The following is a 17,823-nucleotide window of genomic DNA, read 5'->3' on the forward strand; positions in this document are numbered from 1 at the left end:
AGCGCGGGCACGTCGAGCGGGTGGTGGAGCGGCGGCTCGCGGCGCTCGCGGGCGGTACGGGCCGGATCGAGGCGTACTGCGCGTCGCTCCTGCGCGAGCGGCCCCCGGCCCCCGGCCCCACCCCGTCCGCCTCCGCGCTCCCCCCGCTCACCCGCCCGGACCTCCCGGACCGCCCCGGCCTCCCCGGTCTCCCGGACCTGCCCGGCCTCCCGACCACGTACCCGACCTACGGTTTCGAGGAGCCCTCCGGCAGCCCGACCGGCTCGCCCACGTCGCCCACGCAGGAGCCGGGCGGCAGCGCGTCGCCGACGCGGGGCCCGCACGAGACGACATCGGTGCCGCCGACGGACGCGCCGTCAACTCCCTCCGGAACGACGGAATCGCCGACACCTCCCGACTCCCCGGACCCGTCCGGACCGCCGCCCGCCGAGGACCGGCCGGCCCTCCCGGACGTCCCCTGAGCCCGCCGCGCGGGGGCGCGTGCGAACGGGGTGTGACACTTTTCGCGCCCTCGGCGCAGAGATAAGTGAGCCGACTGGTCATCGGCTGTCGCACGAGCCGGGGTTCCCCCCGTACCACCGGCTCGTTGCCACCGGCGCGGGCGGGACACGTTCCCCCGGTCCCGTCCGCGCCTCGGCGGCATACTGAGCGGCCGTTCAGTACACGATCACCTTGTCCCCCGTGCGCACCGCGTCGAAGAGCGCGGCGACCTTCGCCTTGTCCCGTACGTTGACGCAGCCGTGCGAGGCGCCCGCGTAGCCGCGCGCGGCGAAGTCGGGGGAGTAGTGCACGGCCTGGCCGCCGCTGAAGAAGAGCGCGTAGGGCATGGGCGTGTGGTAGAGCGTCGAGACGTGGTCGCGGGACTTCCAGAACACCTTGAAGGCCCCGTCGCGGGTCGGGGTGTACGCGGAGCCGAAGCGGACGTCCATGACGGAGACGCGGCGCCCGTCCACCATCCACGCCAGCGTGCGGCTCTTCTTGCTCACGCACAGTACGCGGCCGGTGAGGCAGCGGGGATCGGGCCTGCCGGGCGGCAACGTCGTCTCCGGGTACAGCTCGGCCTTCGTCGGCGCGGGCCCCGCCGCCCGCAGCCGCGCCCACGTCCCGCTGTCGAGCACGCCGCTCGCCCCGAGCCCCCGGTCCCGCTGGAACGCGGCGAGCGCCTGCGCGGTGACGTCCCCGAAGTACCCGGTCGGCTGCTGCCGGAAGAACCCGAGCGACCACAGCCGGGCCTGGAGGGCACGCACGTCGGCGGTCCGCTGTCCCTTGCGGGGGAGCGCGGGGGCGGTGGTACGGGGCGGGGCGCTCGGGCGCGGGGCGGTGGTGCGGGGCGCGGGCGGTGCGGGGCTCGTACGGGGGGAGGCGGGGCGGCTCGTACGGGCCGGAGCCGGGCTCGTGGGCGCGGGGCCCGAGCGGGCCGGGGCGGGCGACGCGACGGAGCCGGGCGCCTTCGCGTCCCCGGATGCACCGGCCCCGGCCACCCCCTCCACCCGGCACCCGGCGAGTACGAGCACGCCCAACACCCCTACGGTGACTGCCGATCCGTATCGCATCCGCATCCCCTCCTCGTCCGGACCCCTTGTGGTTTCCCCGGACAGGACGGGACGAACCGTCCGCGAGAATGGCGCTACGTGCCGCCACCGAGCGAAAGGGCCCGTCTCCATGAGGAATGTGCCGCTGACGTTGAGCGAAGCTGCCGACCTGCTTGAGCAAGGGCTGCCCGGTCACCGTGTGGAGATTCTCCAGGGGAGGCTCACTGTGACACCGCCGCCGGACGCTTCGCACGCGCTGTCGTTGAGTTGGCTGGTCGAGGCGTTCGCCGGGGCGGGAGCGAGAAAGGCCGGGTTGCGATACGTCCAGGGCCTCGGCCTCTGGCTCCCCACCCGTCCCGACGATTTCGCCATCCCGGATTTCTCGATCGTCGAGGCCGACTTCCGCGACGCCCTCGTGCGCCGCAGCTGCTACGCGCCCGAGGTCTTCCGGCTGGTCCTCGAAGTGACGTCGAGCAACTGGTCCGACGACCTCGGCCCGAAGGTCGAGAGCTACGCCGCCGCCGGGGTGCCGGTGTACGTCGTGGTGGACCGCAAGCACGACGAGGTGCTGCTGCACCGCGACCCGGAGGACGGGGTGTACGTGACGGTGGAGCGGTTCAAGCGCGGGAGTTTCGTACCGGTCCCGGAGTCGGTCGGCGTCGCGCTGGACCTCCCGGTGGACACGCTGCTGGACGGGGACTGAGGCGGCGCGCGCGGGTGCGGCGTCCGCTGGCCGGAAGGGTCTGTCCCGGTACGTACGCGCGTGCGACACTGCCGCCATGTTCGGTGTCATCGATCTGCCCACGTACCTCGCGGGCGTGGCCCTCATCGTCCTGCTGCCCGGCCCCAACTCGCTCTACGTGCTCTCGGTGGGGGCGCGGCGCGGGGTGCGGACCGGATACAAGGCCGCCGCCGGGGTGTTCCTCGGGGACACGGTGCTCATGACGCTCTCGGCCGCCGGGGTCGCCTCGCTGCTCCAGGCGAACGAGGTGCTGTTCTCGGTCGTCAAGTACGCGGGCGCGGGGTACCTGACCTGGCTCGCGTACGGGATGATCCGCTCCGCGCTCGCGGTGTGGCGCACACGCCGCGAGCGGGCCGCCGAGGCGGCGGGCGAGGAGCTGCCGGCCGAGCGCGAGCGGCCCTTCCGCAGGGCCTTCGTGATCAGCCTCTTCAACCCGAAGGCGATCCTCTTCTTCATCGCCTTCTTCGTGCAGTTCGTCGACCCGGCCTACGCCCACCCGGCGCTCTCTTTCGTCGTGCTCGGCTTCTTCGCCCAGCTCGCCAGCGCCCTCTACCTCAGCGTCCTCATCTTCACCGGCACCCGCCTCGCCGCCGCCTTCACCCGCCGCCGTCGTCTCCGCGCCACGGCCACCTCGGCCGCCGGAGCCCTCTTCCTGGGCTTCGCGGTGAAGCTGTCGCTGAGCGGGGTGTAGCCGGGGCCGGGTGGTCTTTCCCGCTCAACCCGCCGCGCCTGCCGAACCCTCCTCCTCTCGCACCGTCGCCCCCATGCGCCGCGCCGCGAGCAGGAGTTCGCCCGGGGACGCGGGGGGAAGAAGACGCACGCGGAGCGCTTCCGCGGCGGGGGCGGCGGAGGTGAGGACGAGGGCGCCGGTGTCCTTGCCCGTCCCCTCCGCGAAGGCCAGCTCGGTCCACGGACGCCGCCACAAGCGCGCGGAGCCGTGCCAGTACTCCACGGCGTGATTCGTCGTGCGCAGACAGCGGGTACGGCCGAAGAGCGAGGCGCTCCCGCCGTCCGGCCGGCGTACGTCGTACAGGCCGAGTTCGTGCTCCCCGGGCGAGAGGCCCGCGCGGCGGGCCTTGGCCACACGACGGGCGCGCACGGTCGCGAAAATGCCCGGCAGGGCGAGGACGAGCACGGCGATGCCAAGGGCTCCGAGCCCCCACACCCCGAGAACGACGCTCGAAGTGAAAGACGCCACGAAGTACCACAGCCAGTCCCGGCTGATTCCCGGTCGTTTCCCCCGCCGTTCGTCCCTCGCCATTCGCGCCCCCGTTCGCTTCCCCGCCGCGTACCCGCCGGCCCCCGCCTCACGCCGGGGGCGCCACCGGCTCCGCGTGCGCCGCCGCGCCCAGGTGGCGCTCCAGCCACGTCACCGCGCCCACCGGGTCGAGCCCCTCGCCCGTGCCCGCCCACGCGATGTAGCCGTCCGGGCGGATGAGGTAGAGGCCGGGGCCGTAGGGGGCGTAGGCGCTGATGGCGTGGGTGCGGACGTGTTCGGGAAGGCCGGAGACGAGGGGGAGTGCCACCTCGTCGGGAGTGCGGCCCAAGCCCACCGCGAGATAGGTCCAGCGCGGGCCCCGGTAGACGTCGAAGAGGCGCTCCATGCCGGAGGGGCCGTCCGGTGCCCGGTCGCCCGCGTGGAGCGGGGCATCGGCGGGCAGGGTGTGCTCGCTCAGCGACGAGAAGCGGTAGTTCAGGCCCAGTTGGCGGGTCTCCTTGCCCCTGCGGGTCTCGCCCCTGTGCACGCGGGTGGAGAGGTCGAGCATTCCGGCGGCGACCGCCCGGCGCTCCTCCTCGTACGTGGCGAGCAGTGCCTCCGGCGCGCCCGCGAGTACCGCGCCGAGCTTCCAGCCGAGGTTGTACGCGTCCTGGATGCTCGTGTTGAGGCCCTGGCCGCCCGCCGGGGAGTGGACGTGCGCCGCGTCGCCCGCGAGGAGGACGCGGCCGTCCTGGAAGCGGTCGGCGAGCGCCGCGCGCGCGGTGAAGGCCGAGGACCAGGCCACGGCGGTGACCTGTCCGGGCGCGAGGTGCGTGCGCGCTGCGATCGTCGCCCGTACCGCCTCGGGGCCCGTCTCGACGGTGGTCCCCTCGGGGAAGGCCGTCATGAACTGGAAGTCCTCCGTGCCCGCGAGCGGGCACAGCGCCGCGAAGGCGCCGGAGCCGTCCGCGCCCGGGAAGACGTGCCAGTGCGTCCGGGGCAGCGCGCCCTCCGCGAGCCGCACGTCCGCGACGAGCATCGGCCTCGGGTCCACCGTCTCGCCCGTCATCCCGATCCCGAGCAGCCGCCGTACCGCCCCGCGCGCCCCGTCCGCGCCGACGACGTACCGGGCCCGTACGGTCTCCGCGCGCCCCGCGAAACGCAGGCTCACGCCGTCGGCGTCCTGCTCCAGGCCCGTCAGCTCGTGCCCGTACGCGACCTCGCCGCCCAGTTCCACGAGCCGCTCGCGCAGGAGCCGGGCTGTGCGCCACTGCGGCAGCATGAGCGAGCCGCCGTACGGCTCGGCCTCGGTCGCCTCCGTCTCCTCGACCATGCGGAACTCGTCCCCGGGCGTGCCGTCCGTCCACCGCAGGTTGGGCGGGTACGGGCCGCCCGCCGCCAGGAAGCGGCTCGCGAGGCCGAGGTCGTCGAGCACTTCGAGGGTGCGGGACTGGATGCCCTTGCCGCGCGAGCCCGCGAAGAGGTCGGTGCCGCGCTCGGCGAGCAGGACCCGTACGCCGCGGCGCACGAGGTCCACGGCGAGGGTCAGCCCGGTGGGCCCCGCGCCGATCACGGCGACGTCGACGTCGGGCGAGGTGTCGTGAGTTCGCATGGTCACTCCTTAACGGTGTTAAGCGGTGGTGCTCGCAAGGATGCGCTTAACAGTGTTAAGGAGTCAAGTGGTGCCCGCGCGGCCGTCTACATTGGGGGCGTGGCCAGCAAGAATCAGACGCCCCGGCTCGACCGGGCACAGGTCGTGGACACCGCGCTGCGACTGCTCGACGAGGTCGGGCTCGACCGGCTCAGCCTGCGGCTCATCGCCGCCGAGCTGGAGGTGAAGGCACCCGCGCTCTACTGGCACTTCCGCGACAAGCGCGAACTGCTCGACGAGATGGCCACGGAGATGTACCGGCGGATGACGGCGGCGGGCGACGAGCCGCCCGGCCTCGCCGCCGACGACTGGCGCGGACGGCTCACGGCGACCGCGCACGGGCTGCGCGCGGGCCTGCTCTCCTGGCGCGACGGCGCCCGCGTCTTCTCGGGCACGCGCTTCACGGGCGACGAGCACGGCCGCGGCATGGAGGCCCAGCTCGCGAACCTCACCGCGGCCGGCTTCACCTTCCCGCAGGCGGTGACGCTCGCCACGGCCCTCTTCACGTACGTCCTCGGCTTCGTCACCGAGGAGCAGGGCATGATCGCGTACGCCGACGACCCCCGCCCCGCACTCGACATGGCCGAGCGCGAACGCCGCCTCGCCGCGACCCCCCTCGCCGCCGAGGCGGGCCCCCTCGTCTTCGGCGACTACGACACACGCTTCACGGAGGGGATCGCGCTGCTCGTGGCGGGGGCGGGGGCGCGGTACGGGGTGGGGTGAGGCCGACGCGTACGGGTACGGGGCGCGCCCCTCGCGTACGGGACCGGGCGCCGCCTCCGTCCCCCGTAATGACCTCAGCGCCCCGTCCGCGCCTCCGTCACCCCCCGCGCCACCGCCCGCCGCAGCTTCGGTGTCAACGGCCGTTCCACGAACCGGTGCAGGAGCCAGGCGAGGAGCAGCATCACGCCGATCGTCGCGGGGAACGTGACGGCGGCCGGGACGCCGAGCGAGACGTGCAGGGCGCGCACGACGACCCAGCCCAGGTGCTCGTGGACAAGGTAGAAGGGGTACGTGAGCGCCCCCGCGACCGTCAGCCAGCGCCAGTTGACGCGGTCGAGCCAGCCCACGGCGATCGCGGCGACGGCCGCGAAGCCCAGCGTCACGATCGCGATGATCATGACCGTCGAGCGGTACGAGAAGGCGTCGGGTCCGTCCGGGTGCCACAGGTCGCCGACCGCGTAGTGCTGCCCGAGGAGCAGCCCGAGCACCGCGAAACCCCAGCCGAGGACGTCGCGGCGGTCGCGGTGCACGAGGTAGAGGCCGATGCCGCCGACGAAGAACGGCGCGTAGTTCGGCATGAGGACCTGGTCGAGCAGCGCCGAGTCCGCCGCGTCGCCGAGCGCGGCCGCGAACGTCCACAGCGCGCAGAAGAGGACGACCCTGCGCCGCGTCACGCCGGGCAGGACGACGCACACCGCGAAGAGCGCGTAGAACCGGACCTCCGCCCACAGCGTCCAGCACACCCCGAGCACGCGGGGCGCGCCGAGCGGCATCTGGAGCAGCGTCAGGTTGAGGAGCGTGTCGCTCGGCGAGAGGGCGTGCCACAGCACCCACGGCAGCGCGAACACACCGCTCACGAGGAGGATCGCGACCCAGTACGCGGGCATGAGGCGCGCCACGCGCGAGGCGAAGAAGTCCGTGAGGCTCCGCCCCCAGCCGCTCATGCAGATCACGAACCCGCTGATGACGAAGAAGATCTGCACGCCGAGCGGGCCGTAGGCGAACCACTCGTGCAGGCGCGGGAACTGGGCGGCGGGCGAAGCGCCCCAGGCCCGCGTGATGTCGCCGCCCCGGCCGCCGTAGTGGTAGCACGCGACCATCAGCGCGGCGAGGAGCCGCAGGCCGTCGAGGGCGCGCAGGCGCGGACGCCGGGGCCGTACGGGCGCGGCCGCCACCGGCGCGGGCGGCGCTGTCTCGGTGGGGAGCGCGCGGTGGAGCGGGGCCACGCGGACGGGCTCGGCGGGTGCGGACATGCGCGCCTTCCTCGGGGCTGGGTGACGACCTTCGGGACGGGGTGTCGACGAGGCCGCCGTTCCCTGTCGGGGGCCGCCGTTCCCGGTCGGGGGAGGCACGGCGGCCTTGGCAGCGTAGGGAGCGCGACGGCCTCTCGTACGGTCCCGGCGGGTCCGTTCGCCAGGTCTTCGGCGAGAGTTCACCGGCGACGCCCGTGCGCGGCGATCGCCGAGGGAAGGGGATTCGCCACCCCTTCGCCCCCCGTTCACCTTCACGTGGCGGCGCTTTACCCCGCGCGCCGAAGACTGCCGCACGCCCCCCGTCCGCGACCACGCGCCCCGAGGGGGGACGGACCTCGCCCCCGCGGCGCACCGCACACCCGCACCACCGAACCGCCAGGAGAGCCATGCCGAGAAGCCGAGCCCTCAGCCCGCAGGAGGAGCGGGGTGCCGTCGAAGAGGCGCCGCCCACCCTGGAGGAGTGCCTGCGGGCCTGTGCCACGCACAGCGGGAAGCTCGTCGCGGGTCTCGACCGGCGGCGCGGCGAACTCGCGGAGGCGCTACGGGCCCTGCTCGCCCTGCACGCCTCGCGCGCCCTCCCGGCCGGAGCGCCCCGCGCCGAACGCGGCCCGGTCTCCGCGCTGTTGCGCCGCGCCCAGGCCACCGCCACCGCCGCGACCACCTCCGGCCCCGGACCGCTCACGCTCGACAACCCGCTCCTGGACGCGCTCCTCGCCGTCGGCGGCAAGGCGCTCGACTGCGGGTACGAGGACGAGCGGGCCCTCGCGGACGTCGTCTCGCGCTGCCTGGTCGCCCTGCGCAAGGGCTCCCGCGCCGCGTGGCGGCTGCGCGGGCGCGTACTGGAGGCGCAGGGCGCGTACGCGGAGGCGGCCGACGCCTACGACGAGTACCTGTCCAGGACCGAGGAGGACGGCTTCGGGGTCCGGGCCCGCGTCGCGGGGCTGCGGCTCGCCGCCGCACGCGAACGCGACCTCGCCGGGCTCCTGGCCGCGTCCCGCCCCGGGGCCGAGGCGTACCGCGCGGAGCCCCTGACGGAGACCTGGTTCGACGGCCTGGAGCACGTCGACCGCGGCGAACTCGACGCCGCGCACGACCGGTTCGCCGGGGCGCTGCTCGGTCTCGCCGACCGGGGCGAGTGGCGCGAGTTCCAGGACGCCCTGGGCCGCACCCTCGACGTGAGCCTCCACGACCTCGACAGCCGCGTCACGGACCCGGGCCCCGACGCGCCCGCCGCCCGCGGCGCGGACGGCGATCCCCGCACCGCGCTCAACGTCCTCCTCGCCCACTACGCCGACCTCGCCCGCTCGCGGCAGCGCGGCCCCGTCGAGGACCCCACCTTCGGCGGCGCGAAGTGGCTCTCGCTCGGCGAGTTCCGCAACAAGATCGCCGGACGCTCGATCTGCCTCGTGGCCAACTCCGGCCGGGTGGGCTCGGGTTCGCTCGGCGCCGAGATCGACGCCTACGACCTCGTGGTGCGCTTCAACTCGTACCGCATCGACCCGCGGGCGACCGGCGCGCGCACCGACATCCACGTCACGATCCACAAGCACGCCTTCAACTGGGACCAGCACGTCGACACCCGCCTCGTCTTCGGTGGCGACGTGGGCGCCTGGCGGTCCTCGCTGCGCAACCGGCTGGTACCGGGAGCCCAGACGCACCTCGGCGACGACTCGCTGCGGTGGCCGCTGCGCGAGATCGGCAAGGTGGGCCCCGAGGAGTGGCCCGCGATCCCGACCACGGGCTTCAACACCCTCTTCCTCCTCGACTTCCTCGACGTGAACCCCGTCATCGACCTCATCGGCTTCGACTTCTACGAGAGCGGCGCCTACCGCACGAGTGAGGCCATGAGGATGCCGGTGACCTCGGTCCACGAGTACTCCGACGAGAAGACGTGGGTGCTCGACCGCGCGACGAAGGTGACCGAGCACCGGATCAGCCTGCGCTGAGCCCGGCGCCACAACCCCGTACCCCGCACCGGACTTGAGGACACCACCCCGCCATGCCCCGTACCACCGCCTCCGCCGCCCCGCCCGCCGTCCACACCCCCGCAGCCCCCGTGCGCGAGGCCGCCGGGGACGACGTGCGCGACCTCACCGGCAAGCGCCGCGTCGCCTTCGCGAGCTTCGTCGACGAGAACTACCTTCCCGGCTTCCTCGCCCTGCTGCGCTCCCTCGCGCTGAGCAACCCGGAGGTCTGCGAGGACTTCCTGGTCCTCCACGACGGCCTGCGCCCCGCCTCGCTCGCCCGCATCCGCGCCCTGCACCCGCGCGTCAAGCCGCGCCGCGTGGACGCCGCCCGCTACGACGCCTACGCCAAGGGCGACCAGAACAACTACCTCGTCCGCAAGGCGTACTTCCTCCTCGACGTCTTCCGCGTCCGCGACTACGACACGATCATCACGCTCGACACGGACATGGTCGTCCTCGGCGACCTCTCCGAACTCCTGCGCCTGCGCGAAGGACTCGCCGCCGTACCGCAGTTCTTCTACGGCACCCACAAGCTCAACAGCGGACTCCTCGTCATCCAGCGGGAGTTCCTCTCGGACGCCTTCTGCGAGCGCATCGACGAGACCGGGCTCGCGGGCAGTTACGAACTCGACAAGCACGACCAGGGCATCCTGAACGCCGTCCTCGACGGGGACTTCGTGCGGCTGCCCGCGCGCTACAACTTCGTCAAGCGCCGCCTCTCGGGCGACAAGCCCGTCCCCGAGGACACCGCCGTGCTCCACTTCACCGGGCGCCACAAGCCCTGGCAGGGCGGCGAGAACGGGTACGCGGAGGCCGAGGCGCGCTGGCGCGAATTCCACCTGACCGAGCGGGAGTTCCAGGACGCGTACCTCGCCCTGCCGGGCGCGAAGCACCCCGACCTCCTCGTGCACCTCGGCACCCCGTACGTCCACCGCACGGGCGACGTCGACGCGGCCCGCAAGATCGCCGCGGCGCACATCGGCGCGGGGCACTTCGAGGAGGCCGTCGAGATCCTGCGCGCGGTACGCCTCCCGGTGCACGACGCCTGGCCGCACGAAGTGCTCGGCCACGCGCTGCTCAGCGTCTCGCGCTACGCCGAGGCGACCAGCCACCTGCTCCTCGCGGCCACGTCGCCGAACCGCGCCCCGACCGCCTACAGCCGGCTCGCGCAGATCGCCTGGATACACCACCGCGACGAGGAGGCCCACGCGTACGCCGAGAAGGGCCTCTCCGTCGACCCCACCCACCGCGCCTCGCGCATCTGGCACCAGCGCACCCGCCACGCGGCCCCCGGAGCCCCGCTGCCGCACCAGCCCGAGACCCCCGCGCACGAACAACTCGCCCACGTCGCCTTCTACATGGAGGGCCAGGGCAACGCGGGCGACAAGGTGCTCCCCGAGTCGGTGCGCCTCGCCCTCGACGCCGACCCCTCCGCCCGCCGCTGGCACTCCCTGCACGCGCACCGCCTCTTCGACCGCGAGGCGCTCGCCGAGGTCAACCGGCGCCGCGGGCTCGTCATCGGCGGCGGCGGCCTCTTCATCCCGGACACCGCGCCGAACGGCAACAGCGGCTGGCAGTGGAACGTACCGCCCGAGCACCTGCGCGCGGTCGACGTGCCCGTCATCGTGCACGCGGTCGGCTTCAACGCCTTCGACGGCCAGTCCTACCGCCACCGCCGCTTCCACGAGAGCCTGCGGCTCCTCGCCGAGCAGTCCTCCTTCTTCGGCCTGCGCAACCACGGTTCGGTCGAGAAGGTACGGGCCCTGCTCCCGCCGCACCTGCGCGAGCGCGTGCGCTGGCAGCCCTGCCCGACGACGGTCACCCGCCACCTCGTGCCCGGCTGGACCGACCCCGTCGCGCGCGAGGACACGATCCTCCTCAACGCCGCCTACGACCGCGCGGGCCTGCGCTTCGGCCACGACTACCCGTACTTCCTCGACCAGATGGCCCGCGCCGTCCGCGGCCTCGGCGCCCTCGCCCAGGTGAAGATCGCCGCCCACGCGCTCGACGACGAACGCCTCGGCCACGACCTGCGCCGCACGCACGGCATCTCGCTGCCCGTCCTGCCGATGTACGACTGGGACAACGACGAGATCCGCACCGCGTACGCGAAGACGCGCCTGGTCATCGGCATGCGCGGCCACGCCGGCATGATCCCCTTCGGCTGCGGCACCCCGATCCTCAGCCTCGTCTCGCACCCGAAGATGGCGTACTTCCTCGCCGACATCGACCGCCCCGAGTGGGGCATCAGCGTCCACGACCGCCACCTGGCCGACCACCTCACGGAGACCGCCCGCACCCTCCTGTCCGACCACGCGGCGAGCGTGGCGGACGTCCACGAGCGGCAGCGGACGCTGTGGGAGGTGACGCGGGCGAACGGGGCGGACATCAGGGCGGTGCTGGCCTGAGGGGGCGGAGAGGGCGGGGGCCGGGGCGCCCGGCCGGCGATGGCGGCGGGGCGGCGTATCGGCTGCCCCGCCCGGGAGCCGCGCCGCCCCGCCCCCTCCCCCTATTTCCTCCGCGCCACCCGCGACCGCAGCGCCCGCGTCCTCCGCGCGACCTTCCGGACCGTCGCGTTGCGGGGCAGGAAGCCCAACTGCTGGGGGATTCCGCCCGGGAGGCCCAGCGTCGTCAGGCGCTTGCGCTTCACGTAGCGGCGGGCCGTCTCCTCGCCGCATTCCGACAGGTGGGCCTCCGCGCGCGCTCGCAGTCCCGGGTGGATCTTCGGCTGCATCGCGAAGCCGACCGCGACGAGGAGTTCCTGCGTCGCGGGGCTCGCCGCGAGGTCCTGGGCCGCGACCGCCTCGGCGTCTTCGAGATCCGGGAGGAGGGCGTCCACGAGGGTCACGGGGACGCGGTTGCTGTTCTCGAACGGTGTCAGCCGCTCCAGGAGCCGGCCCGTCCCGGTCCGCGCGACCGGCAGCCCGTAGAGCGTCGCCGCCGTGAGCAGCGCCGTCGAGAAGCAGCCGACGACGAGCGCCGGCTTCAGCACCGGATACAGCGTCTCCGCGAGCAACGGCACGTCGAGCACCACGAGTTCGGCACCGAGCCGCTCCGCCTCGGCCTCCATGAGCCGGGCCCAGCGGGCCGGCGCCGTCGGGTGCGGTTTGAAGACGAGGCTCCGGTGGCCGCGCGCGACCGCGCCGCGCACCATGTCGGCGTGCAGCGTCTCCTCCTCCTCGGCGGTGAGGATGCCGAGTGCGGACAGGTACTGGCCGAGGAGCAACGCCGGTCGGGTGGACGGGAGACCGGGCAGCTCGGGCGACTCCTCGGCCACCTCCGCGAGCACCCGCACGAACGCCTCCGCGTCCACGACCTCCCGCCGCACCCCGAACTCGCTGAGCAGCAGCGGCTCCAGGCCCGGTACGAGGTCCAGGTGCAGCAGCCGCTCGATGCGGGTGCCGAGGAGCGGGTCGAGCTTGTTCCGGGTCGGCCCGTAACTCATGAGCCCGTCCGCGTACACGTCCACGCGCGCGCCCGTGAAGATCGTCGTGACGGCGAGCGCGGGCACGACCTGGATCGACTCGACGACGAACTCGACCTCCTCGTCGGCCCCGAGCCCCCACAGCAACCGCAAGTACCGTTCCCACAAAGGCACATCGTCCGGCGCGGGGTCCCAGGCGCCGGGGTGGAAGGGCGCGATGGCCTCGTTCCAGTGCCGTACCTCGTCGAAGCGCGTGCGCAGCCGCGAGAAGCCCGCGAGCGCGTCGGGGCCCGGCGTCGTCTCGGGGTTCGCCGCGTTGTTGCTGAGCAGCAGGATCGTACGGTCCACGGGCGTGAACTGCCCGGCGTCGACGGCCGCGGCGAGCGTCGCCGTGCCGTACAGCGTCGAGGCGAGGAAGATACGGGCGCTCACGCGGCCACCCCCACGGCGGGACGACGCCGCAGGCGGCGCAGCAGACCCGCCCGTTCGACGTCCATCGAGGAGAGCGCGGCGGCGAGCACGTCCTGCGGCAGCCGCCGCAGCGCGGAAGCGCTCCGCGACTTCAACTCCCTTGCCACGGAAGGCTGGAAGTACTCGATGCGCCCCAAGTGGTGGGCGATGATCGCGCAGTACGTCCGGACGGCCTTCGGCAGCAGCACGGCGGCGTCGGGGTCGGCGGAGGTCTCGGCCACGACCTGGTCGAAGGCGGGCAGGAAGTCGAGCTGGCGCATGTCGCCGACCTGCGTCAGCGAACTCCCCACGCCACGCCGGTAGAAGTACCCGAGCGTGTTCACGGCCGCGCAGCTCTCGGCCTCCCGGTGCAGCCGCCAGATCCACGGCCGGTCCTCGGCGGTGTGCAGCCCCTCGGGAAAGTCGAGCAACCCCCGTTCGAGGAGCCGCCGGTGGTACAGCCCGGCCCACGAGTACGGGTAGTCGACGGACGTGGACCGCTCGGCCGGAAGGATGAGCGCCCGCGGGTCGAGCACGACACCGCGCCGCCCGATCGGCGCCCGGTACACGGACCGCGCCCGCGCGGTGCACCGCACGTGGTCGACGCGCAGGAAGTCCACACCGAGCCGCTCGGCATCGGCGACGAGCCGTTCGAGATACCCGGGGGCGAGCCAGTCGTCCCCGTCGAGAAACGTCAGCCACTCCCCGCGCGCGGCGGCGAGCCCGCTGTTCCTGGCCGTCCCGATACTGCTGTTCACCTCGTGCCGCACCACTCTCGCGGGCGCCCCGAGCCCCCCGACGGCATCCGCCACCACCTCCCCGGTCCCATCGTCGGAACAGTCGTCCACGAAGACGAACTCGTAGTCCGGCCGGGCATTGGCGCGCAGCGAACGCAGCGCCTCGGACACATAGGGCCGCACATTGTGGAACGGCACGATGACGGAGAGCTTGAGCACGGCCGCGACGCTAGGCCGGACGACGAGCGGGCACCTGAAGGCGGGGCGTACGGGAGGTGAAATCAGGGGGGCGGTGCGGTGGAGAGGCCCGGACGTCCCCTGCTCAGCCCCCGGGCGCCCCTCCGCTCAGGCCCGGGGCGGAGCCCCGAGAGTGCGCCACCGGCGCCCCACTGGGCCGCTCGGGTGACTCGCCCGGCCCCCTCTTTCATTCGCTCCACTCTGTTCACCCCCCGTTGCCGTCATGTTCGGTGTCCCCTCGGAAACGGTTCCTAGCGTCCGGGGTGTGTCGATAAGCAAGACGAAGTCCCCGCGCGTCGCGGTGCTCGCCGACTCGGACACGCGGTGGAAGTGGGGAGCCCTCACGGCGGCCCGCGTCGCCGGGTGCGAGGAGCCGGACGGGTTCCTGCTGCGTGGCCGGGCCACCCCCACCGCGCGGCAGCTCCGCGAGGTCGGGGTGCGGGCCGCCTCGCTGCGGGAAGTGACCGCGAACGGGTTCGTACGGGCCATGGGCGAGACGGAGTACGACGTCGTCGTGCTCGCGCTCGTCGGCGGCGGCGTGCAGGCCCTCGTGCACGGGCTGCGGTACGCCTGGCAGGGCGCCGCCAAGCGGCCCGTCCTCGTCACCGGGTACGTCGGCGTCGTCTACGAGAAGCTCGCGGACGGGCTCCTGCTGCGGCACGGCGCCGATGTCGTGCTCGCCAACTCGCGCGACGACGCCGAGCGCTTCCGCGCCGTGTACGAAGGCGTCGGCGCCGACAGCGCGAGCGTCGTCGAGTGCGCCCTCCCCTTCCTCCAGGGCGAGCCCGCCACGGGCAACAGCGAGGGTCCCGTGGTCTTCGCCGTACAGCCCTCCGTCCCGGAGCGCCGTGCCGACCGGCTCTACCTCCTGCGCCGCGCCGCGCAGCACGCCCGCCTCCACCCCGGCCGCGAAGTCCTCGTCAAGCTCCGTTCCCGCCCCGGCGAGCACACGACGCACATCGAGGAGCAGCCGTACCAGAAGCTCGCCCGCTCGATCGAGCTGCCGCCCAACTGCCGCCTCGAATACGGGCACATGGGCACCATCCTCGACACCGCGAGCCTCCTCGTCACGGTCAGCTCGACGGCCGCCCTGGAAGCCCTCCACCGCGGCGTGCCCACGGCGGTCCTCACCGACCTCGGCATCCGCGAAGCCCTCGGCAACCACGCCTTCCTCGGCTCCGGGTGCCTCACCTCCTGGGACGCGCTCGACGCCGGGCACCTCCCGAAGGCCGATCCCGCCTGGGCCGCGCGGCAGGGCGTCGCGAGCGACCGCCCGTACGAGAGCGCCTTCGACGCGGCCCGCGCCCGCATCGCCGCCCTCCTCGCGCGCCCCCAACTGCCGCCGCTCGCCCCGTACTACACACTCGCGACCGCCCCCGGCTACCTGCCCGGCATCCTCGCCCGCCACCACCTCGCCCCCGACGGCTCCCCCCTGCCGGGCGCGCCGAGCGACACGCGCCCGCCCGGGCCGCTCAAGCAGGTCGTGCGGCAGGCCGCGCGCGGCGCCTACCGGCACGGCGTCCAGCGCGTCGCGCCCGTCATCCGCCGCATGGGGGAGCTGTGACCACCGGAACCGCGACCACCACCAGCGAAGGCCCCGCAATGACCCCTCGTGTCCTCGCCGTCATCCCCGCCCGGGGAGGCTCCAAGGGCGTGCCCGCGAAGAACCTCGCACCCGTCGGCGGCGTCCCGCTCGTCGTCCGCGCCGTGCGCGAGTGCCTGGCCGCGCGGCACGTGACCGACGTGCACGTCTCGACCGACGACCCCGCGATCTCCCGCGCGGCCCGCGAGGCCGGGGCCGCCGTCGTGCGCAGGCCCGCCGAACTCTCGGGCGACCTCGCGAGCAGCGAGGCCGCGGTCCTGCACGCGCTCGACACGTACGAGGAGCGGCACGGCGCCGCGCCCGACGTCGTCCTCCTCGTCCAGTGCACGAGCCCCTTCCTCCTCGCCTCCGACATCGACGCGGTCGCGCGGGCCGTCGTGGACGGCGGCGCCGACTCCGCGCTCACCGCCGCGCCCTTCCACGGCTTCGTGTGGCGGGAGGACGACGAGGACGGCGCGCGCGGCGTCAACCACGACCGCCGCACCCGCCCGCGCCGCCAGGACCGCCCCGAGGACCTCGTCGAGACCGGCGCGGCCTACGCGATGGACGTCGCCGGGTTCCGTACCCACAAGCACCGCTTCTTCGGCCGTACCGCACTCGTACGGACCGACGCGGCGCGGGTGCTGGAGATCGACGACCCGCACGAGCTGGAGCGCGCCCGCCTCCTCGCCCCGCACTTCGACGCCCACCGCCCCGGCGCGCTGCCGACCCGCGCGGACGTCGACGCCGTCGTGCTCGACTTCGACGGCACGCAGACCGACGACCGCGTCCACATCGACGCCGAGGGCCGCGAACTCGTCTCCGTGCACCGCGGCGACGGCCTCGGCATCGCCGCGCTGCGCCGCTCCGGGCTCGCCCTGCTCATCCTCTCCACCGAGCAGAACCCCGTCGTCGCCGCGCGCGCCCGCAAACTCCGCGTGCCCGTCCTGCACGGCATCGACCGCAAGGACCTCGCGCTCAAGCAGTGGTGCGAGGAGCAGGGCATCGCGCCCGAACGCGTCCTGTACGCGGGCAACGACGCCAACGACCTGGCCTGCTTCGGCCTCGTCGGCTGGCCCGTCGCCGTCGCGAACGCGCACGACGCCGTGAAGGGCGCCGCGCGCGCTGTCACGACCGTGCCCGGCGGCTCCGGAGCGATCCGCGAGGTGGCCGGCTGGCTCCTCGGCGGCGACCTCGGCACGCGGAACACGCCCGGCGGCCCGGCGGCGCGCGACGCCCGTACGGACCAACTCCCCCCGGAATCGACCGAGTCCACCTCAACCCCCCACACCCACCAGCACTGACCCAAGGACCCGCAATGAGCAACGTCACCACCACCCCCCGCCTCCGCGCCTTCGGCTCCCGCGAGGTCGGCCCCGGGCGGCCCGTCTACGTCACCGGCGAGATCGGGATCAACCACAACGGCGAGCTGGACAACGCCCTCGCGCTCATCGACATCGCCGCCGACGCCGGTTGCGACGCCGTCAAGTTCCAGAAGCGCACGCCGGAGATCTGCACCCCGCGCGACCAGTGGGACATCGAGCGGGACACCCCCTGGGGCCGCATGACGTACATCGACTACCGGCACCGCGTCGAGTTCGGCGAGGACGAGTACCGCGCGATCGACGCGCACTGCCGCGAGCGCGGCATCGACTGGTTCGCGTCCCCGTGGGACACCGAGGCCGTCGCGTTCCTGGAGAAGTTCGACGTGCCCGCGCACAAGGTCGCCTCGGCCTCGCTCACGGACGACGAGCTGCTGCGCGCCCTGCGCGCCACGGGCCGCTCCGTGATCCTCTCGACGGGCATGTCCACGCCGCGCCAGATCCGGCACGCGGTCGAGGTGCTCGGCAGCGACAACATCGTGCTCTGCCACGCCACGTCGACCTACCCGGCGAAGGCCGAGGAGCTGAACCTGCGGGTCATCCACACCCTCCAGGCCGAGTTCCCGAACGTCCCGATCGGCTACTCGGGCCACGAGACCGGGCTCCAGACGACGCTCGCCGCCGTCGCGCTCGGCGCCACTTTCGTCGAGCGGCACATCACCCTCGACCGCGCCATGTGGGGCTCCGACCAGGCCGCCTCGGTGGAGCCGCAGGGCCTCGCGCGCCTCGTCCGCGACATCCGCACGATCGAGCACTCGCTCGGCGACGGCGTGAAGAAGGTCTACGAGTCGGAGCTGGGCCCGATGAAGAAGCTGCGCCGGGTGCCCGGCGTCGTCGCGGAGGCGGAGGCGGCGGTGCTGGCGGCCGACGAGGCGGCGGACGAGGCCGCGGCCTCGGCCCGCGTCTGAGCGCGGTCAGCCGGATGACGATCCCGGGGGCGGCGGG

14 protein-coding genes and 1 pseudogene are annotated in these 17,823 nt (G+C 73.8%); 9 read left to right on the plus strand and 6 right to left on the minus strand.

The window, feature by feature from the left end; all coding sequences use genetic code 11:
- Positions 1 to 461, plus strand: a pseudogene (locus tag G3I42_RS16380) (hypothetical protein); the annotation flags it as partial.
- Positions 462 to 656: 195 nt separating this feature from the next.
- Here G3I42_RS16380 and G3I42_RS16385 read toward each other — a convergent pair.
- Entirely contained in the window at positions 657 to 1,553 is an 897-nt protein-coding gene (locus G3I42_RS16385) for a L,D-transpeptidase family protein (protein WP_203606896.1), read from the minus strand.
- Between the two features lie 109 nt (positions 1,554 to 1,662).
- Between G3I42_RS16385 and G3I42_RS16390 the strand changes: the two genes are divergently transcribed.
- The gene (locus G3I42_RS16390) at positions 1,663 to 2,235 is read left to right on the plus strand and encodes a Uma2 family endonuclease (RefSeq protein WP_164286674.1); all 573 of its coding nucleotides are present in this window, start codon (positions 1,663 to 1,665) and stop codon (positions 2,233 to 2,235) included.
- Positions 2,236 to 2,311: 76 nt separating this feature from the next.
- Entirely contained in the window at positions 2,312 to 2,965 is a 654-nt protein-coding gene (gene leuE, locus G3I42_RS16395) for a leucine efflux protein LeuE (protein WP_164286675.1), read from the plus strand.
- A gap of 24 nt (positions 2,966 to 2,989) precedes the next feature.
- Here the strand turns inward: leuE and G3I42_RS16400 are convergent, their stop codons facing one another.
- Both G3I42_RS16400 and G3I42_RS16405 read right to left on the minus strand, forming a co-directional pair.
- Positions 2,990 to 3,472, minus strand: coding sequence for a hypothetical protein (locus G3I42_RS16400; RefSeq protein ID WP_164286677.1), 483 nt, complete (start codon positions 3,470 to 3,472; stop codon positions 2,990 to 2,992).
- Positions 3,473 to 3,581: 109 nt separating this feature from the next.
- Positions 3,582 to 5,084 carry an FAD-dependent oxidoreductase gene (locus tag G3I42_RS16405; RefSeq protein WP_164286679.1) on the minus strand — a complete coding sequence of 501 codons (1,503 nt, stop codon included), beginning with the start codon at positions 5,082 to 5,084 and terminating at the stop codon, positions 3,582 to 3,584.
- Between the two features lie 99 nt (positions 5,085 to 5,183).
- On the opposite strand from G3I42_RS16405, the gene G3I42_RS16410 reads away from it, so the two are divergent.
- Complete coding sequence (locus G3I42_RS16410) at positions 5,184 to 5,846, plus strand: TetR/AcrR family transcriptional regulator C-terminal domain-containing protein (RefSeq protein ID WP_164286681.1); 663 nt, start codon at positions 5,184 to 5,186, stop codon at positions 5,844 to 5,846.
- A gap of 74 nt (positions 5,847 to 5,920) precedes the next feature.
- Here G3I42_RS16410 and G3I42_RS16415 read toward each other — a convergent pair whose 3' ends face one another.
- Positions 5,921 to 7,099 carry an acyltransferase gene (locus G3I42_RS16415; protein ID WP_164286683.1) on the minus strand — a complete coding sequence of 393 codons (1,179 nt, stop codon included), beginning with the start codon at positions 7,097 to 7,099 and terminating at the stop codon, positions 5,921 to 5,923.
- 386 nt (positions 7,100 to 7,485) lie between these two features.
- Here G3I42_RS16415 and G3I42_RS16420 point away from each other — a divergent pair, with 386 nt between their 5' ends.
- Both G3I42_RS16420 and G3I42_RS16425 read left to right on the plus strand, forming a co-directional pair.
- Entirely contained in the window at positions 7,486 to 9,045 is a 1,560-nt protein-coding gene (locus tag G3I42_RS16420; protein ID WP_164286685.1) for a glycosyltransferase family 29 protein, read from the plus strand.
- A gap of 53 nt (positions 9,046 to 9,098) precedes the next feature.
- Positions 9,099 to 11,474: a glycosyltransferase gene (locus tag G3I42_RS16425; protein WP_164286687.1), complete on the plus strand. Its 2,376-nt coding sequence runs from the start codon at positions 9,099 to 9,101 to the stop codon at positions 11,472 to 11,474.
- A gap of 101 nt (positions 11,475 to 11,575) precedes the next feature.
- Here G3I42_RS16425 and G3I42_RS16430 read toward each other — a convergent pair whose 3' ends face one another.
- Both G3I42_RS16430 and G3I42_RS16435 read right to left on the minus strand, forming a co-directional pair.
- Positions 11,576 to 12,922, minus strand: coding sequence for a polysialyltransferase family glycosyltransferase (locus tag G3I42_RS16430; protein ID WP_164286689.1), 1,347 nt, complete (start codon positions 12,920 to 12,922; stop codon positions 11,576 to 11,578).
- On the minus strand, positions 12,919 to 13,896 hold the full coding sequence (locus G3I42_RS16435) for a glycosyltransferase family 2 protein (RefSeq protein WP_164286691.1): 978 nt from the start codon (positions 13,894 to 13,896) through the stop codon (positions 12,919 to 12,921). Before G3I42_RS16435 ends, G3I42_RS16430 begins: the two co-directional genes overlap by 4 nt.
- Before the next feature lie 283 nt (positions 13,897 to 14,179).
- On the opposite strand from G3I42_RS16435, the gene G3I42_RS16440 reads away from it, so the two are divergent.
- From G3I42_RS16440 to G3I42_RS16450, 3 genes are read left to right on the plus strand one after another with little or no spacing between them, the layout of a single operon-like run.
- Positions 14,180 to 15,478 (plus strand): DUF6716 putative glycosyltransferase, encoded by a 1,299-nt coding sequence (locus G3I42_RS16440; RefSeq protein WP_164286693.1) that lies wholly within the window; start codon positions 14,180 to 14,182, stop codon positions 15,476 to 15,478.
- A 38-nt stretch (positions 15,479 to 15,516) separates the two neighbouring features.
- Positions 15,517 to 16,800, plus strand: a complete 1,284-nt coding sequence (locus tag G3I42_RS16445; RefSeq protein WP_164286695.1) for an acylneuraminate cytidylyltransferase — start codon at positions 15,517 to 15,519, stop codon at positions 16,798 to 16,800.
- Positions 16,801 to 16,814: 14 nt separating this feature from the next.
- Entirely contained in the window at positions 16,815 to 17,786 is a 972-nt protein-coding gene (locus tag G3I42_RS16450; RefSeq protein ID WP_164286697.1) for an N-acetylneuraminate synthase family protein, read from the plus strand.
- The last annotated feature ends 37 nt before the right edge of the window (positions 17,787 to 17,823 follow it).

Source organism: Streptomyces sp. SID11385, assembly GCF_010548245.1.
Classification (GTDB): Bacteria; Actinomycetota; Actinomycetes; order Streptomycetales; family Streptomycetaceae; genus Streptomyces.